Origin of the sequence: Butyrivibrio hungatei DSM 14810 (assembly GCF_900143205.1) — a bacterium.
Taxonomy (GTDB): Bacteria; Bacillota; Clostridia; order Lachnospirales; family Lachnospiraceae; genus Butyrivibrio; species Butyrivibrio hungatei.
This window is the reverse complement of sequence record NZ_FRDH01000005.1, coordinates 26,114-43,466: the sequence shown is the minus strand read 5'-3', so window position 1 is coordinate 43,466 and position 17,353 is coordinate 26,114. Positions and strand designations below refer to the sequence as shown.

Below are 17,353 nucleotides of genomic sequence, written 5' to 3'. Positions count from 1 at the left end.
ATCACTGACTCATGTAAGTAAAACCAGTCTTTGCAGTGAACACTTCAAAGGCTTTTTTGAACAAAGTAAAGTATGCCTCCTCCTTGTACATTGCTTCTGGTGACAGGAAGAAAATAACCTGTCCGCTCTTGATATCCCACTCTATATCATGTCTTGGATCAAGTGCGTCTATATCCTTGAAAGAAAGGCCATATTTGGCTCTACAATATTCATCACGGTTTTCCATATCCATGGTAGCCTCGATGATCTGAGCTTTAGTCTTTAAAAGGTGATCAAGCTGCTCAAGCATGATCTGATGAACAATGTTAAGTGGTGTAAGCTCATAGCCCACAAGCTTCATGTCGCCAATGATCCTATCGAAATCCACCTGGCAGTACATAAATGGATCCACCTTCTTTTCTCCGTAACAAAATACCGCTTCGTACAATCCCTCGTTCATCTTTTTTCTCCTTTCAAGTCAGTCAAGAATTTAATGTATTCCTTTTCAGGGATTGGTCTTGAATAATAAAATCCCTGTAAGTACTCAACACCATTTTCTATAAGTATTTCGGCTTGTTCTAGAGTTTCTACACCCTCTGCCAAAATATGAAGGCCATAATCCTTTAAGAATTTAACCGTATACTTAAGCATCTTCATATTTTCCGGTTTGTTCTTATCAAGACAGTTCCATATGAATTCCTTGTCCATCTTAACTATCCTGTAATCCATCTTTAGTATCTCTAACAGATTCGAATATCCTGAGCCAAAGTCATCCATGGAAAATGTACTTCCTTTTTCCTTTAGCTTACGCACATTTTCTTTGAATGCTTCATCATTATTGATATACGCTGTCTCTGTGATCTCAAAGTTTATAAAGTTTGGTGGAATATGGTACTTTTCCATTTTCCTTATAAGTCTGTCATAAGCCTGGAAATCAACCACTTCATTTCCAGAAAGGTTTACTTCTATAGCCTTTATGCCGTAGCTTGAAAGATTATTCTCTGCAATAAATGAACATACCTTTTCAAAAACAAGATCATCAATTTCAAGAATGAGTCCGCATTTTTCAGCAATTGGAATAAAGTCTTCAGGAGATATATAGTTCTCAGAATTGGTTCTCCTTAATCTGACAAGGGCTTCAGCTGATGAAAAAGAGCCATCTTCCACCTTAAGAATTGGCTGATAATAAACTTCAAAAGCTTTCTCCTTAACTGCTTTTCTGACTACGTCCTCAATAGTGTTCCTATAGAGCATTTTGTCCACTACAGCTTCTGTTATTACAAGATTAGGTGAAGACTGGGTGTTAATATATTCACAGGAAACATAGCTAAGTATCTGCAGAGTCTCATCTGCTTTTTGAGAGTATTTCGGAATTTCAAGTATAGAAAAAGTAAGCTTGTAGTTGCCGCCTCCTCCATCATAGTTATTGATAAAATCCATGAACTCTTCTATGCGTTCTGTTTTTTTCACTATAAAGCTTAGAGTGTTCCAATCAGTAAGATACGCAGAGGTTCCAAGTCTGACACGTCCATAATCTGCTATTGTTTTCTGCACTGCTCTGAGTTCTTTGGTATCAGAAGCACTAAGAACATTTGTCTTTCCTGTAAAAATAACAGATATTATGTAAAATTTTCGCTTGAGTCCAAATAGTTCAAGTAATAGAAGTGTAAATGCATCCTTGGTCTTAACATTTATAATGGACTTTTCATATAGCTCTTTTGGATTCTCTATGACCAAAAAAAGAATGAGTCCCATGAGCATCATAGCTATGGATGATACCTGCACTCCTTTTTTCAGACTCTGCAACAATCCAAGGAACACCCACAATATAAGTGCTCCTTCCAGAGCAAAAAAGTCTTCTTTTCTTAGTCTGCTCCTTTGGATAAAGACAGATATTATAGTAACGATGATGTAGGTAAGACCTATAACATAGCAAAGAGTTATCATCGGACCATAATTATAATAATATCCGCTCTTACTTCTTCCATATTCTATCTTGCCAAAAAACAGTGTAACAACGCTGATAAACATAGGGATCGCCGTTAGCACAACCAACACATTTGAAACTATCCTGTTCTTGGTGATCTTGGAATATGCATATATCCATATACTATAGATAGAAACCAGCGTAGATGAAGCATAAAGCCATTGCATAGTCTTACGAAGCGACTTAAATGCTCCAGTCGTGTCTGTAAACACAAAACATTCAATTATTTCTATAAGAACATTTATAAATGCCACCACCAGAAAGCCAAAAAATAACCGCGCTGAATAAAGCTGCGGCACTGTCTTCCTCAGGTAAACTAAGATCAATATTCCTAATACCAAAATTGCAACAATTGGTGAACGTATTTCCATGTATAAATTATAATATATTTTCTTTCCTGCAACAACAATTTACGTGCAAAATCGCGTCATTTAAATATGCAAAAGATATCCTGTATATGGTGGAATATCAAGGCCTCCTCCAAAATCTATCTCGTTTCCTGATATCATATCTGTCGCCTTGTCAGCCCTTGCGTTAAAGTCCGCATGAAAAGAGTTTTCATCGGCGTTTATCACAACGATCACTCTATCACCATCTGTCTCCCTCTCGAATATGCACTGCCTGTTTGTTAAAAGAAGTGACGCAAAGCCTCCATAACTAAGCGCCATAGACTTCTCTCTGGCTTTGCAAAGTGCTGCTATGGTATCAGTAAGGTCATTCCACTTAGGGCTATCAAAACAAGGCCTAAGGGCAGGATCTCCCTGGGATTTGTCAGCTTTTTCTCCCCACTCACTGCCATAATAGATCGTAGGTATTCCAGGCATTCCAAACATAAGAGTATAGATGAGTTTTAAATGTTCTGGTCTGTTTAATACACTGGCAATCCTGCTCACATCATGGTTATCCACAAAAGAGAGGAGATGTTTGTCCCTATATAAGGTCCAGTTCTCCGGTCCAAACTGTCTAAGGAGCGAATGAATGATCTCAAATAAGTTCATGCTGTTAAGGGCCGAATACATTCCCTTATAGCACTCATAGTTTGTGGCGCTGTGGCAGAGCTCATCTCCCATTATCCTGTTGTAGTCTCCACCTATCATTTCTCCCATAAGGAAGAAATCTTCCTTGAACTGACCAGTCTCGTAGCGAAGCCTCTTTAAAAAGTCTGTATCTACGCAATATGCAACATCAAGTCTAAGGCCATCGATTCCAAATTCATCGATCCAGAATTTCACACTGTCTATGAGATAATCCGCAACTTCAGGATTTCTGAGATTTAGCTTTACAAGGTCATAGTTGCCTTCCCAGCCTTCGTACCACAAGCCATCATTGTAGTTACTGTTACCGTCAAAGTTTATATTAAACCAGTCCTTATACCGGGAATCCCACCTGTTTTTAAGTACATCCTCAAAACCAAAAAAGCCTCTTCCAGCGTGATTAAATACTCCATCAAGAACTACTTTTATACCCTCTTTGTGAAGTGCTTTGCAAACCTTCTTAAAATCCGCATTGGTTCCAAGGCGCACGTCTATCTTTTTATAATCCCTGGTATTATATCCATGAGTATCAGATTCAAATACAGGGTTAAAGAGAATTGCACCCACTCCAAGCTTCTTAAAGTGAGGGATCCAATCTATTACCTTTAGAATCCTGTGTTCAAGTTTTCCATCATTTTCAAAAGGTGCTCCGCAGAAGCCTAGCGGATATATCTGATAAAAGCTGGTTTCATAAGCCCACATAGTCAACTCTCCTTTACATAATTTTGATATATTATTAATCTTAACACATATAAAGAATCGTAGTTTAGATAACTTATGTTCGACCAAGAATTCATGGGCATCTTTTTGAAAAAAAATATAAAAAATCTGTTGACAACATCATTAGTATTGAGGTATATTATGTTGGTCGGCTGCGTGAGGCAGTCAGGCGAGGCAACATATGGCGAGGTAGCTCAGCTGGCTAGAGCACGCGGTTCATACCCGCGGTGTCGAGGGTTCGAGTCCCCCTCTCGCTACTAAAAAGGAAAGCAATAATTGCTTTCCTTTTTTGTTGCCCTGAAATGGACCTAGGGGACGGGGTTAGTGGACCATTTTTTGAAAAAATGGTCCACTAACCCCGTCCCCTAGGTCCATTTCCGTCATCACATCAACACGCAAAAGAAGCGATGCACCAATATGCACCGCTTCTCTTCTCAGTTTTCAACTATCATCAGATTAGTATAAGTATAGTTAATTTGTTTTATTCTACTGTAACGTCTACAGTATCTCCGATAGAACCTGTTCCCTGGACGCCAAACTCTGCAGAAGCACCTGGCTCAAGATTTGAATTCCAGAAAAGTGGTGTGATCACATAGTAATCATCAGTTTCTTCAATGTTTACGCACCAGCTTGTATCTATCTTTACGTCTTTTTTGCTGACCTTTACAGTCCAGCCTTCTATCTTGCTATCAGATTCATTCTTAACCTTAATGACTACCTGATATCCTGATCCCCAGTTGTGGATTGTATAATCAGCCTTAAGTCCTTCTCTGCCAGGTGCCTGAGCTGGTGATGGCTCTGGATCTGGATTTTCAGGATCCGGCTGTGGTTCTGGCTGTGGCTGTGGATCTGGCTGAGGCGTTGGAACCTTGTTACCATCGATAGTAGCAGGTGTTCCATCAACATGCTTCATGATAGCTGTGATGATCTCAGGATCTGCCCATGTAAGACTCTTTCTATCAAGATATCTATGGCACTCTCCGTTTGAACCAGAAGCATCGTTATCATAGAAGTTGTTGTCCCAGAGACACATAGCAAGATTGCTGTACTTAGAAGCTGCTGACCAGTAATAATCAGCCCACTTCACTCTGTCTGCTGTATTATTCCTGTTAGAAGCACTTGTCTCTCCTACAACTACAGGAATACCCTTTGACATGAACTTTGAATTAAGATCATTGAAGAACACATCAATATCTGTCTTGTTGCTCTGGTCAAAGTTTGTGATGAATGAATCACTTGCAAGAGCAAAGTTATAAGGAATATAAGCATGTACTGAAAGGATAAGTCTGTTAGATGCTGAATCCTTTGGCATCTTGAATCCATCTGTCATGCAGCCCTCGATTGAAGCATCGTAGCCAGGAACCATTACGCATCTGTCTGCGTTATTTCCGCCTGTTGCTCTGATAGCATCAAGTGAAACCTGGTTGTAATCATTGATGCATTCAATAGCTTCCTGAATATCGCTGCTAGGATTATTTCTTGGGAACCACCATTCCTGACCGTGTCCTACAAGTCTTGGCTCGTTCATTGTCTCAAAAATAAGATGATAATCATAATCCTTGAACTCATTAGCGATCTGTGTCCAAACAGACTTAAAATATGCCTCAGAGCGGCTCTTATTTGCGTTGTTTGGTACATAGAAGCAATACTCAGAAGTAATATCATGATGTGTATTAAGGATTACATACATATCATTTGCGATACAATAATCTACTACTTCTTTTACTCTTTCCATGAAGAAATCAGGAATCTCGTAGTTATCTCCTGTAGTGTACTGGCCCCATGAAACCGGGATACGTATTGTATTAAAGCCAGCCTTAGCTACTTCATCGATCATCTCTTTGGTTGTCTTTGGATTTCCCCAAAATGTTTCAAGTGACATAGTGTAAGGAAAGCTTGATTTCTGTCCAACTGAGTCCAGAGTGTTTCCAAGGTTCCATCCTACTGTCATATCTTTTACAACTTCTGTAGCAGTTTTACTTGTACCGCCAGCAGCGTGAACTGTCTGTACAGGAATAGCTGTAAAGAATAAAAATAATGCTAATAACAATGTAAGTCTTCGTGTTCTGCGTTTTATATTTTGCATTATTACCCTCCATATATTCTGTCGCGACAACATTATAATATGTGAGGCTGGCTCTTACGTCAATAGATTTTTGACATTTTTTGTAAATATTTGTAATTTCTTGTAATAATCTTTTCATTGCTTTTATATGTTATACTTAAAAGATAACCACAGTAGTAACTTACGATATTTTTTAATCTTTATATGAGGATAGTTTTATGGAACAAGAAATATTTGATAACGAGCAAAAGCACCTGACCAAGACCTACAATAAGCTCCTTGATATGAAAAAAGACTTAGAATCTCAGATCATGAACCTTGACGCTAAGGCAACTGATGAAAAAAACGATATTCGTGACAATATCCGTTTTGACTATGCTGATGCAGAGACCACCATGGAAACTCTTGGTGAGATTGAAGTCTGGAACAGATATATCGACACCTACAATATTGAGAGCAGTTCCCTTGGTAAACGCCTTGGCATAGTAAAAAAACTCCTGGAATCACCATATTTTGCCAAGATACAGGTTCAGTTTGATCCTTCAGAGCCTGTTGAAGATTATTACATCGGCCGCGCTGCCATCTCAGAAAATGGCTACGACCAGATGGTGATCGACTGGAGATCTCCTATTGCAGAAGTTTATTACAACCAGGAAAGTGGTCATACAAGCTATAAGGTTGAAGACAGAGAAATTCCTGTAGACTTAAAGCTCAGGAGACAGTTTAGTCTTAATAAAGATAAGCTCATCTCCTTCTTTGATACTCAGATTGCTATCGAAGATCCAATGCTTCTTAAGTCTCTGTCACAGACTCACACAGACAAGATGCAGGCCATCACCGCTACTATCCAGAAGGAACAGAACACTGTCATCAGATATCCTGATGTCCCAGTTCTTTTAGTAAACGGTATCGCCGGAAGTGGTAAGACTTCTGTACTCCTTCAGCGCATAGCATATCTCTTTTTCCAGAAAAGAAATAGCTTAAGACCTGATCAGGTATGCCTCATGACACTTAATCCGGTATTTAGGGACTATATAGACAACGTACTTCCAGATCTTGGTGAGTCCAATCCTCTCACCATCACCTGGCAGGAATTCCTTGAAATGGTCCATGTACCATTTGAGGCAAAAGAGATTGATTCTACCGAAGCGGAAAATCTTAAAAAGATCCATGAAGTACTTCCTACCTTGATTCCAGAGGCTGAAGACTTCCATGATATCAAGCAAAAAGAAACACTTGTGATGACCAAAAAAGAAGTTCTATCAGTAATAAAGATGTTCAAGCAGTTCCCGATGGGAATGAGGCTTATCCAGACAGCATCAGATGAGCTGGAGCTTAGAGCCAAAAACTCATTAAGAAACATGGATAGAGACACTGATGATGAGACAACTTCAGTATCCAAGTCAGATTCAGCTGAAAACAACAGGATTGAAAATGACTTTGGCGGAGCTCTTAGAGATATCAAACACTGTAGCTTTGTAAATGTTACTCACATTGCCCAGAGAATTCTAGGAACTAAGCGCATAACTCCTTGCGAGTGGCTCTTTACCAAAATGGAGCTTACAGGAATGTGCGATAGGAACATGCGCTACGTAATGATAGATGAAGTTCAGGACTACACCAAGGCTCAGCTCCTTGTATTTAAGAAATACTTCCCTAATGCAAGATTCATGCTGCTTGGAGATGAGTTCCAGGCTATCAGAGAAGGCACTATTTCTTTTGACGAGATAAAGGAAATGGCAAAGGAAGATAATAAGAGCTTTGTAGAGCTTCCACTTATGACAAGCTATAGAAGCTCACCGGAGATCACAGATATGTTCGCAGCTCTTTTACCTGAAGATAAAAAGCTGATGGTATCATCTGTGCAGCGTCCTGGCGAAGCAGTCACAATCAAAGCCTGTAAGAATGATGCCGAATATTATAAAGAGTTAAATGATAAAATAAAAGAGTTTGAGAAAAATGATGGCCTTACTGCTATTATCTGCAAAAAGCAGTCTACTATCGAGAATATTATCGTTAATCTTGGAGAAAAGGCACCTGTCATTGTATCTGGTCACGACTCTCTTCCAAAGGAAGGCGCGTTTATCATAGAGCTTCCTCTCGCTAAAGGTCTTGAATTTGACCATGTTATCCTGGCAGATGCTGATTCAGAAGGGTACCCTGATGATGAACTTGGAAAACACTGCCTGTATACTGCAATGTCCAGAGCAACTCAAAACCTCGCCATCTTATCAAATGGTAAGCTGTCACCAAATATTAACTAAATAAGCTCAAAAAGCCCTTGCTCACTCTATGTAAGCAAGGGCTTCCTTATTATCTTCTCAAATTATTACGCATTCTTTTGCTCTTCTTTGTCTTTTCTTAGCTTGCCATAAACAGGTGCAAGGATAAACAAGAAGAACAATATATTCTGAACTAGCATGATAGGGAGCATTCCCCATGTAACTGTCTGGTTCTGAAGAACATTAGCATCACCGCCAGCAAATACAGCGATCATGTTATTGTTGATATAGTGCATGATTGAAATTGCCCATATGTTCTCTGTCTTCATAAATGCATAGCCAAAGAAGATAGCCATAGCAACGCATGTAATGATCTGGCTTACAAACATCTGAAGACCTGTCTCTTTTGCATAGAAAAGATAATCAACAAAGATGTGCCAAACTGCCCATACAAGACCAAGGAGTAAAACACCAAGTCTTAAGCCAAATTTCTTTTGCATAATGGGCTGAAGATAATATCTCCATCCATACTCTTCACCCATAAATGCTATGAATGTAAGTGGGAAGTTGATAGCAAGTGCAATGAGCACTCTGATTATAGTAGGGTCCATCAAAGAGCCGCTTAATGTATCAATATTTGATCCGCCTGTAAGGGCATCAAACATAAGACTTGAAATAAGACTTCTAAGTAAATATAAAACGATAAATAAGAGTACAAGCAGGATACTAAGCTTAACCTTATTTCTGCTAAGTCCTGCGTTTGCTCTCTTTTCTTTGCCACATACCCAGAAAAGGATATATGCCACAAAGCTTCCTGCTATGAGCACATACTGTGAATAGATATTCCAGTTAGAATACTCTGTAATTCCATTATCAATCATCACTTCTGGAAGGAAAACTGAGAGAATAGCAAGTACCATCATAATGGCTGTTGTCACAAGAACTGTAATATATCCAGCCATAGGGAGCTTTTTGTCTTCTTCCCTAAAGAAAAGCTTACCTAAGATGACACCGCACATAGGGTAAGCCATCTGAACATTGACAAAGGCTGTGAGATCCTTGCCGTTGTTCTTGCCAACGATCATAAGTAAACTCATTACCACTGTCACACCGTAGGCAATGGCAATAAACATCCAAAGCCTCTTTTTTTCAATACTTTTCATACCTTTTCTCCTACTATAATTGTTTTTTAGGAAACCACCTTGTGGATCCATTTGTTACTTTTAAATCTAATGGTAAAGATGATACCTCTAACGCCCCAATCAGCGAACATTCCGATCCATACGCCCATTGCACCAAGTCCTACCACCCTGATAAGGAAGGTAGCAAGGGTAACTCTCAAAAGCCACATAGTAAGCGTAGCAACTATCATTGAGAATTTAACATCTCCTGCAGCCCTCATGGCATAAGGAGTAATAAATGATGGTGACCATAAAAGCGGCTTAACGATAGTGATCCAGCCCAACATAAACAAGCAAAGCTTCCTACTTTCTGGTGCCATACCTGCAAGTATCGTCACAGGGCCAGCAATTGCATAGGTAAAAAGACAGCTAACGAGTATTGCTATATATCCCCATCCGATCATCTTCTTGGTGTAATATATAGCCTCATCCTTGCGTCCGGCGCCAAGGCACTGACCTACAATAGTCATAAGCCCGATTCCTACGCCAATTCCAGCAACACCATTAACATTTTCAAATATATTAGTCATGGACTGAGCTGCAATAGCTGCTGTTCCAAGGAGTGAAACAGATGACTGAATGGCAAGCTTACCAAATTGGAACATAGAGTTCTCTATTCCATTTGGGATACCCATTGCAAGGATTCTCTTTATCTTGCCACCATCTGGTCTTATCTTGTGATAATCCTTTACAAATATCTCAAGCTTATCATTTCTTAAAAATGCCAAAAGAACTATCGCTGAGAATATACGTGAAATAAGTGTAGCTAAAGCTGCTCCATAAACCCCAAGTCCAAAGCCCCAGATCAAAAGCGCATTACCAGCCACATTTAATATATTTGAAGCAATTGCGATATTCATCGGAAGTCTTGTATTGGACTGAGCCCTGAAAATAGCACTTCCAGCCGCTGCAAGGGCCACACCAGGATAGGATAATATCGTCAAAAGAAAATAGATGCCTGCAGCTTCCATAACGTCAGCATCAACAGTACCAAAGATAAGTCTTAACAGCTGCATCCTGAAGATAAGACCAAGTATCATCATGGTAACTGAAATACAGGTAGACACAAGAAGTACCTGCCTTGCTGAATCTCTTGCTCTTTCTCTATCTTTCTGACCTATATAGGTAGAACAGATAATGACTCCACCTGTAGCCATGGCGTTAAATGCCTGTACCACTAAATTGTTGATGGAATCAACAAGAGATACTCCTGAAAGAGCCGCTGCTCCTACGTTACTAACCATCATAGAGTCAGCCATACCCATAAGGGAGTTCAGAAATTGTTCAGCTATAATAGGAATCAGCAACAGAAAAAGCTTCCTGTTGCTGAAAATGTGTTTGTCTTCCATTTTTCCACCATTTAGAGCGATATACGGATTGCTCCGCTTCGCTCTCGCAATCCTACGTCCATTCGGAAATCAATCCGCTCGCTATGCTCGCGTATCTTTTTTCCTCATGTCCGTTCAGTCTTCAGAAAAATCCAAATCTCTGTGCAAGCACAGATTTGGATTTCCCTTCATCCTTATATCGCTTACATTCTTTCAGGAGCACTGAATCCTAACAGATCAATACCTGTTTCAAGGATCTTGAGTGTTGTAGCAAGAAGTGCAATATAGCTGCTCTTCTTATTTTCATCAGCTTCTGCAAGAATCTTGGTTCCATGGTAGAAACTGTTAAATGCATTACTAAGGTCATAGATATATGCACAGATTCTGTTTGGTGCAAGGTCTGCTGCTGCACTCTCTACTGAATCTGCAAATCTTGTAAGAAGGAGCATAAGTGCCTTCATAGCGTCGCTATCAGGGTTATCAAGCTTAGCATCCTTGACCACTCCACCTTCTGCCTCATATTTCTTGAGGATAGACTTGATACGAACCATTGTATAAAGGATGTATGGGCCTGTATCTCCTTCAAATGAAGTGAATTTATCAACATCAAAGATGTAATCCTTAGAAGGCTGATTAGAAAGATCACCATACTTGATAGCTGAAAGAGCTACCTTGTGAGCTGTATCTTTAGCCTCTTCGTCGCTGATATCAAGGTTTCCCTCTTTGATTCTTGCATACATCTTTTCATCGATCTCAGCAATAAGATTCTCAAGACGCATTACGCCGCCCTGTCTGGTCTTGAATGGCTTGCCATCGCTGCCATTCATAGTACCAAAGCCTACGAAATGAAGCTCTGTCTCTGGAAGAACAAGCTTGGTCTTGCGTGCGCATCTAAATACCTGTGTGAAGTAAAGTTCCTGTCTCTTATCTACAACGTAGATAAGTCCCTCTGGATGGAACTCTTCCATACGTTGCTTGATAGTTGCAAGATCAGTTGTATTGTAAAGAGATGCTCCATCTGACTTAAGGATCATGCATGGTGGGATCTCTTTGGTATCTGTCTCTTCTGCTACGTCAACAACAAGGGCGCCCTGGCTCTCATGAGCATATTCGTGCTGCTTCATGTAATCTACCATTCCAGGAATAACCTCATGGACATCTGACTCACCTCTCCAGAGGTCAAAGTCTACAGAAAGCTTCTTGTAGTTATTTTTAAGATCAGCAACAGAAACATTTAAAATATGATGCCAAAGAGCTCTGTATGGCTTATAACCGTCCTGTAAGAGCTTGGTTGCTTCCATAGCTTCTGCCTTGAACTGCTCATCTTCTTTTGACTTCTTGCTGGCTGCAGGATAGATCTCTTCAAGCTCTGATACTGTAAATGGAGCCTCTTTTGGATAAGCTCCCTGATAATCAGGATCAAAATAACAAAGATCTGGTTTTCTCTCTTTGAGACCTGTGATAACAAGGCCCATCTGAAGTCCCCAGTCACCAAGATGAATATCACCGATAACCTTGTGTCCTGTATATTTAAGAATTCTCTTGATACTCTCACCGATAACAGCTGAGCGAAGATGTCCTACATGAAGAGGCTTAGCAACGTTAGGTCCGCCGTAATCAAGGATAAATGTAGGCTCATGACCTGGAAGAGTAACTCCCATGTGCTTTTCATGAAGCATCTTAACGATGTAGCTTCTAGCAAAGTCTCCACTTACGATAATATTCAAAAAGCCTGGCTTAACAGACTCTACCTTATCAAACATCTCGTTATTCTGAAGCTTCTCAGCTACTTCATCAGCAATCATAAATGGCGCCTTACCATATTTCTTGGCTCCAGCCATAGCACCGTTACACTGATATTCACAAAGATCAGGTCTGTTTGAGATAGTTACCTTTCCAAGCTCCCTATCATATCCGGCAGCTTCAAACGCATCTCCAACCTCTTTTGATATAAGTTCAAGTACCTTTTCCAAAATTCTTCCTTCTTTCAATCAATTTGATTATTTTTCGTTAACGTAAAAGATTTTATCAAAATAAAGCTTTTCTATCAATGGCAAAAATACATAGTAATAAAGCAAATGTTACAAGGCATGCTCCCTGATTAAAAGAGATGATCTGCTCTACATGAGTATCCCTTAAAAAATCTAGTAAAAACTTAAGCACTGTGCAGACCATCACTAATACCCCAGGCTTAAAAGAGTCTTTTTCCACCAGATAAACAGAGATCAAAAACAATACTATAAAGCTGATAGCCTCTACCATCTGAATAGGAAATCTATCTCCATGTATGGATAGTCCGCCGCAGCATCCCTTGTAAGCGCAGGCAAGCTTACCAATTCCATATACAAGTGGCATGAGCAAAAAATACGACCTGTAGATATCTTTCTTGGCAAGAGGAACTATTCTGCCCATAACAAAGCAGGCAAGTATCATTCCCAACGCTCCGCCTGTGCTGTCACACTTGACGGCCCTAAAGCCCGATGACAAGTACCCGCACATAACTGCAAAGTATATACCCATGCTCAAATTTAACATCACAGAAAACCCGATGACCTGCCTGGATACTTTGGCCTTATGAAGTTCAAAGCAGGCTCCTCCTATTCCAGAAAAGCCTGCTAAAAGTATCAGAAAAATATACATAGTTATTATCCAGGAATGCCTGAGCACACAGACTCAACAAGGTATACAAAAGCAAGAATAGCTACCACAATCAAGACAACTCTCAAAACAAGATCGACTATGTATACCCACATAAGTCCCTTACCAAATCTGTTCTTTGGATACTTGATCCTGACATAGATCATAAGTACATAACTGGCAATTCCTGCAAGTCCGATAAGTGCCCCTGGAGCAAGTCTGGTATAGTCTTCGCCATCAAGCGATGAAAAAACATAGCCAAGGCTCCATCCGCCAATCCTGCTGATGATCCAACAGATAAGAGATGACCAGCATAACTTCTTGGCCGTAGGATTGATATTATCAGGATGCTCTACCTGATTCATGTCTGGCTGAGGATACTGCTGATACTGCGGCTGATACTGTTGTTGTTGATACTGCTGCTGTTGATACTGTTGCTGTTGATACTGTTGCTGTTGATACTGTTGCTGTTGATACTGTTGCTGTTGATACTGCTGTTGCTGATACTGCTGTTGCTGAACCTGAGGTTCGATTACTGGAACCTCTACCGGCTCTGGCATTATAGGCTGTCCTGTCTCAGGATCATGCCCCATTCCACTAAAAACTCCATTTTCATTGCTCTGCTGATTATCCATTTAATTCCCCTTCTCTTTCCTTCTTTTCCTTTTCTCTCTGAGCCTTAGAAAAACTGCATCCACAAAAATCCTGTCTGTATAGCCCAAACTTTTGTGAAAGCTCTATAGAGCGCTTATAGCCGTTCTTTTTCTTAAAATCAGATGGTAAAAAAGTGATAGTCTTGCCTGATTTTTGTGACATGTCCCTTGCAGCCTCTTCTCCAACTTCATTTAGAACGTCGGCGTTCTTTAAAGGGCTGATAGTAAGCGTAGTTGTAAAAAACTCAAATCCGTTTTCTGCTGCGCTCTTTGCAGTCTCTAAAAGTCTAAGTTCAAAGCACTTTCTGCATCTTTCTCCGCCCTCTTTGCAGTCTTCATAGCCCTTAACTGCATCATAGAACACTTTAGGATCATGATTTCCCTCGATAATACCAATCTTTCTGGCATTCTCATCAGAGTTCATACCATCAAAGCATCCTTCATCTATCTGCCTGTTGTATTCCTCTATAAGCCTCTTTTCTTCTGCAACTCTTTTGCTATATTCACCCTCAGATGTGATATTGGGATTATAGAAAAAGACTGTCACATCAAAGAACTCTCTTAGATACTCAAGGCAATAGGACGAACACGGCGCACAGCACGCATGTAATAAAAGCCTTGGATACTCCTTCTTTTTCTGAAAATCAGATATTTGATTTTCTAATTCCTTTGCATAATTTCTTTTGTTCATCTAATTCCCAATTTATCAACTATCTCATTAACTACTTCTTGGACAGTCTTATTATCTGTATCTACCACAATATCTGCGGCATCTTCATAGGCTTCCATTCGGGACGCCATCAGCTCTTTTATCTTAGAAAGAGGATCCTCGCACCTAAGAAGCGGTCTCTTGTCATCGCCTTTTACTCTCTCGTAAATGGTCTCAGGACTAGCTTTCAGGAACACGATCTTGCCGGCTTTTCTAAGAAGCCTTCTATTTTCCTCTCTAACAGGCATTCCACCTCCAAGTGATATGACGAATTCTCTCCAATGATCTCCTGTTATAGCTTCAAGAAGGTCTGTTTCCATGTCTCTAAAAGCCTTCTCACCCTCTTTTTCAAAAATCTCATTTATAGTGAAGCCTTCTGTTTCCTCAATGATCTCATCTGTATCGACAAGCTCCATACTAAGCTCATCAGCCAAAAGAGCTGAGACAGCGCTTTTGCCGCTTCCCATAAAACCTTCAAGTATGATATTGCTGGCTCCTACTACATCCAGCATAAGTGATCTATAGACAACGTCGGCCTGCTCCTTTGTGACCTTTATCCCGTCATCAGCATGCCAGAGCTCATAAGCATCGATTCCCTGATAAAGAAGCATCTTAAGACCCGAAAAGGTCCTAGCACCAGCTTCCTTTGCAAGCTTCATGAACTTGGTTTCCAGAGGTCTGTACACCTCATCAAGTGCACAGCTAATATGCTCGAAGAACTCTTTATCCTCAATAACTGCACTGTTCACATCCGGGAAAAGACCTACAGATGTGCACTGAAGGGCAATGAACTTATCATGTGCCATCAGCACTCTCTTGTAATCTTCAAGCTTCATTGGTATAACAACGTCTGTACCAAGAGCTGTGTTTACTTCGTCTGCTACACATTCAGCCTTTTCAAAGGTTCTATTAAGTATGTAGACCTTTTTAGCGCCTTTATCTGCACACAAAAAAGCTGTTGGTCTGGCAACTCCACCAGCTCCCAGGATTACCACCACTTCTCCTTCAAGATCAATGCCTTCATCCTGCATAGCGTGATATAAACCTGTTACATCAGTGTTGTAGCCCTTGAATCCGCCATTTGCGGTCCTTACAAGGGTATTAACAGCGCCTATACTCTTAGCCAGGGGATCTATATCGTCAAGATAAGGAATTACCTCACTCTTATAAGGAACCGTCACATTAAGGCCCTTTATATCAAGCGCAAGAGCACCCTTGACCGCCGCCTTAACATCATTTTCATTAACTTCAAATGGCACATATACCATGTTGATGCCAAACATATCAGACAACGAATTATGAATAAGTGGAGATAATGTATGCTTAACCGGATTACCTATAAGTCCGCAGATCCTAGTATGTCCATCAGTGTAGTTCATGTTTTCCCCCTTTATGGCTCTTTTAGTGTAAATTTTACAAGGAAAAATCTTTTTAATCAATAAAGAATGTCATAAAAAAACCTCGACCAGTATCCGCTTTGGTCAAGGTTTCTTAATACTTTTTTCATTTGGATTAAAGTTTAATTACAACTCCGTCCTCTGTTCCGGCAATCACATTGCTGTCCTTACCTGTAAGGTCTTTACTTCCTACAAAATACTGATACTCATGAAGTATCTGATCCTTCTGCATTCCTGATATCGCACTCTTCATGTTATCAGAAGCAAGTCCATTTCCACTAAAAAGATCTATCGAAGTATTATCGTACGTTCCAAAAGATATAGCCACATTCTCGATCGAAGCGTTGTTTTCTCTTTTTGGAACTTCAACAGTAAGGTCTAACTTATTATCTTGTTTAGGTTGTTCACCTTTAAGGTCGCTACTTATCTGTCCCTGAAGATTCTTTGGGTCAGAAAGCACTTTATCGCCGGCGGCTGGTATATTATATGCATCATAGCCTTGCATGAAGCCAATTCTATTTACTGCCATAACATCCGCCCCCTTTCTATAAAAAAATTTATTTCCCCTAGATAATTAAAATATCGGATTTTTACTCAATAACTTAATACCATTATATTAAAAAAAGTCCCAAAACCTCAGTATTTCTGAGAATTTTAAGACTTTTTTAGAGTTTTTTTATTCTTTTATTCCTGCGGCTTTAAGGAGCTGTTTAGTATACTCCTGTTTAGGATTTTTATAAACCTCTTTAGTTTTTCCATACTCCACAACTCTGCCATTTTTCATGATCATAACATGGTCACTTATCTGATAAACCACTCTAAGATCATGAGAGATGAAAATGATAGAGATTCCAAGATTCTTATGGATCCTTGATAATAGTTCCATTATCTGGGAGGCTATCGTAACATCAAGCGCTGAAACCGGCTCATCTGCTATGAGAAGCTTTGGATTTCTCATAAGAGCAATTCCTATGCACACCCTCTGCCTCTGACCACCTGAAAGCTGTGATGGGTACCTGTCAAGCATCTCAATAGGAAGCTCGATCTGAGCCATGATCTCCTCAACTCTCTTCTTTCGCTCTTCGGGAGTCCATTTTTTCTTTTTATCAACCCTAAGAGGTTCCTCTAAAAGCCAGCCAATCTTCTTGGAAGGGTTAAGCGAATTGTAAGGATCCTGGAATACCATCTGCGGTCCCTCGTACTTTTGCCACATGGCTCCCTCATAATCCTTGTTGATGCCTACGATTGCTCTTGCAAGAGTAGATTTACCACATCCCGATTCGCCAGCTATTGCCAGCACTTCACCTTCATCCATGTCAAAAGACACATCAAACAATGCCTGAACCTTCTTTTTGCTGGAAAAGAGCTTTCTCTTTCTATTCTTATAAAAAACATCTAAATGTGATACTTTAAGTACCTTTGTTTCTTCCATCTAAAATGC

At 40.0% G+C, this 17,353-nt stretch carries 14 protein-coding genes and 1 tRNA gene; 2 read left to right on the top strand and 13 right to left on the bottom strand.

Annotation, left to right across the window (positions count from 1 at the left end):
- Position 1: 1 nt before the first annotated feature.
- The 3 genes from BUA02_RS06745 to BUA02_RS06735 form a co-directional block, all read right to left on the bottom strand.
- Positions 2 to 439: a hypothetical protein gene (locus BUA02_RS06745; RefSeq protein ID WP_072702078.1), complete on the bottom strand. Its 438-nt coding sequence runs from the start codon at positions 437 to 439 to the stop codon at positions 2 to 4.
- Positions 436 to 2,265: an EAL domain-containing protein gene (locus BUA02_RS06740; RefSeq protein WP_072702076.1), complete on the bottom strand. Its 1,830-nt coding sequence runs from the start codon at positions 2,263 to 2,265 to the stop codon at positions 436 to 438. Before BUA02_RS06740 ends, BUA02_RS06745 begins: the two co-directional genes overlap by 4 nt.
- A 132-nt stretch (positions 2,266 to 2,397) precedes the next feature.
- A complete protein-coding gene (locus BUA02_RS06735; RefSeq protein WP_072702074.1) occupies positions 2,398 to 3,702 on the bottom strand; it encodes an alpha-amylase family glycosyl hydrolase in 1,305 nt (434 codons plus the stop codon).
- Between the two features lie 201 nt (positions 3,703 to 3,903).
- Between BUA02_RS06735 and BUA02_RS06730 the strand changes: the two genes are divergently transcribed.
- Positions 3,904 to 3,977 (top strand) — tRNA-Met (locus BUA02_RS06730).
- A 224-nt stretch (positions 3,978 to 4,201) separates the two neighbouring features.
- Here the strand turns inward: BUA02_RS06730 and BUA02_RS06725 are convergent.
- Positions 4,202 to 5,806 (bottom strand): cellulase family glycosylhydrolase, encoded by a 1,605-nt coding sequence (locus BUA02_RS06725; protein WP_072702073.1) that lies wholly within the window; start codon positions 5,804 to 5,806, stop codon positions 4,202 to 4,204.
- Positions 5,807 to 6,003: 197 nt separating this feature from the next.
- On the opposite strand from BUA02_RS06725, the gene BUA02_RS06720 reads away from it, so the two are divergent.
- Positions 6,004 to 8,049, top strand: coding sequence for a HelD family protein (locus BUA02_RS06720; RefSeq protein WP_072702071.1), 2,046 nt, complete (start codon positions 6,004 to 6,006; stop codon positions 8,047 to 8,049).
- Between the two features lie 65 nt (positions 8,050 to 8,114).
- Here BUA02_RS06720 and BUA02_RS06715 read toward each other — a convergent pair whose 3' ends face one another.
- The 9 genes from BUA02_RS06715 to BUA02_RS06670 all read right to left on the bottom strand — a co-directional run bounded on the left by BUA02_RS06715 (position 8,115) and on the right by BUA02_RS06670 (position 17,344).
- Positions 8,115 to 9,170, bottom strand: coding sequence for a CPBP family intramembrane glutamic endopeptidase (locus BUA02_RS06715; protein ID WP_072702069.1), 1,056 nt, complete (start codon positions 9,168 to 9,170; stop codon positions 8,115 to 8,117).
- Positions 9,171 to 9,196: 26 nt separating this feature from the next.
- A complete protein-coding gene (locus BUA02_RS06710; RefSeq protein WP_072702068.1) occupies positions 9,197 to 10,537 on the bottom strand; it encodes an MATE family efflux transporter in 1,341 nt (446 codons plus the stop codon).
- Between the two features lie 182 nt (positions 10,538 to 10,719).
- Complete coding sequence (gene argS / locus BUA02_RS06705; protein WP_072702065.1) at positions 10,720 to 12,489, bottom strand: arginine--tRNA ligase; 1,770 nt, start codon at positions 12,487 to 12,489, stop codon at positions 10,720 to 10,722.
- A 55-nt stretch (positions 12,490 to 12,544) separates the two neighbouring features.
- A complete protein-coding gene (locus tag BUA02_RS06700) occupies positions 12,545 to 13,156 on the bottom strand; it encodes a prolipoprotein diacylglyceryl transferase family protein (protein WP_072702063.1) in 612 nt (203 codons plus the stop codon).
- 5 nt (positions 13,157 to 13,161) lie between these two features.
- Positions 13,162 to 13,788 carry a hypothetical protein gene (locus BUA02_RS15825; protein WP_178297615.1) on the bottom strand — a complete coding sequence of 209 codons (627 nt, stop codon included), beginning with the start codon at positions 13,786 to 13,788 and terminating at the stop codon, positions 13,162 to 13,164.
- Positions 13,781 to 14,497: an epoxyqueuosine reductase QueH gene (locus tag BUA02_RS06685; protein ID WP_072702057.1), complete on the bottom strand. Its 717-nt coding sequence runs from the start codon at positions 14,495 to 14,497 to the stop codon at positions 13,781 to 13,783. The genes BUA02_RS15825 and BUA02_RS06685 overlap by 8 nt, the downstream gene beginning before the upstream one ends.
- Positions 14,494 to 15,894: a shikimate dehydrogenase gene (aroE, locus tag BUA02_RS15820; RefSeq protein WP_072702055.1), complete on the bottom strand. Its 1,401-nt coding sequence runs from the start codon at positions 15,892 to 15,894 to the stop codon at positions 14,494 to 14,496. The genes BUA02_RS06685 and aroE overlap by 4 nt, the downstream gene beginning before the upstream one ends.
- 133 nt (positions 15,895 to 16,027) lie before the next feature.
- On the bottom strand, positions 16,028 to 16,441 hold the full coding sequence (locus BUA02_RS06675) for a hypothetical protein (RefSeq protein WP_072702053.1): 414 nt from the start codon (positions 16,439 to 16,441) through the stop codon (positions 16,028 to 16,030).
- Between the two features lie 147 nt (positions 16,442 to 16,588).
- Positions 16,589 to 17,344, bottom strand: a complete 756-nt coding sequence (locus tag BUA02_RS06670) for an ABC transporter ATP-binding protein (protein ID WP_072702051.1) — start codon at positions 17,342 to 17,344, stop codon at positions 16,589 to 16,591.
- Between the last annotated feature and the right edge of the window lie 9 nt (positions 17,345 to 17,353).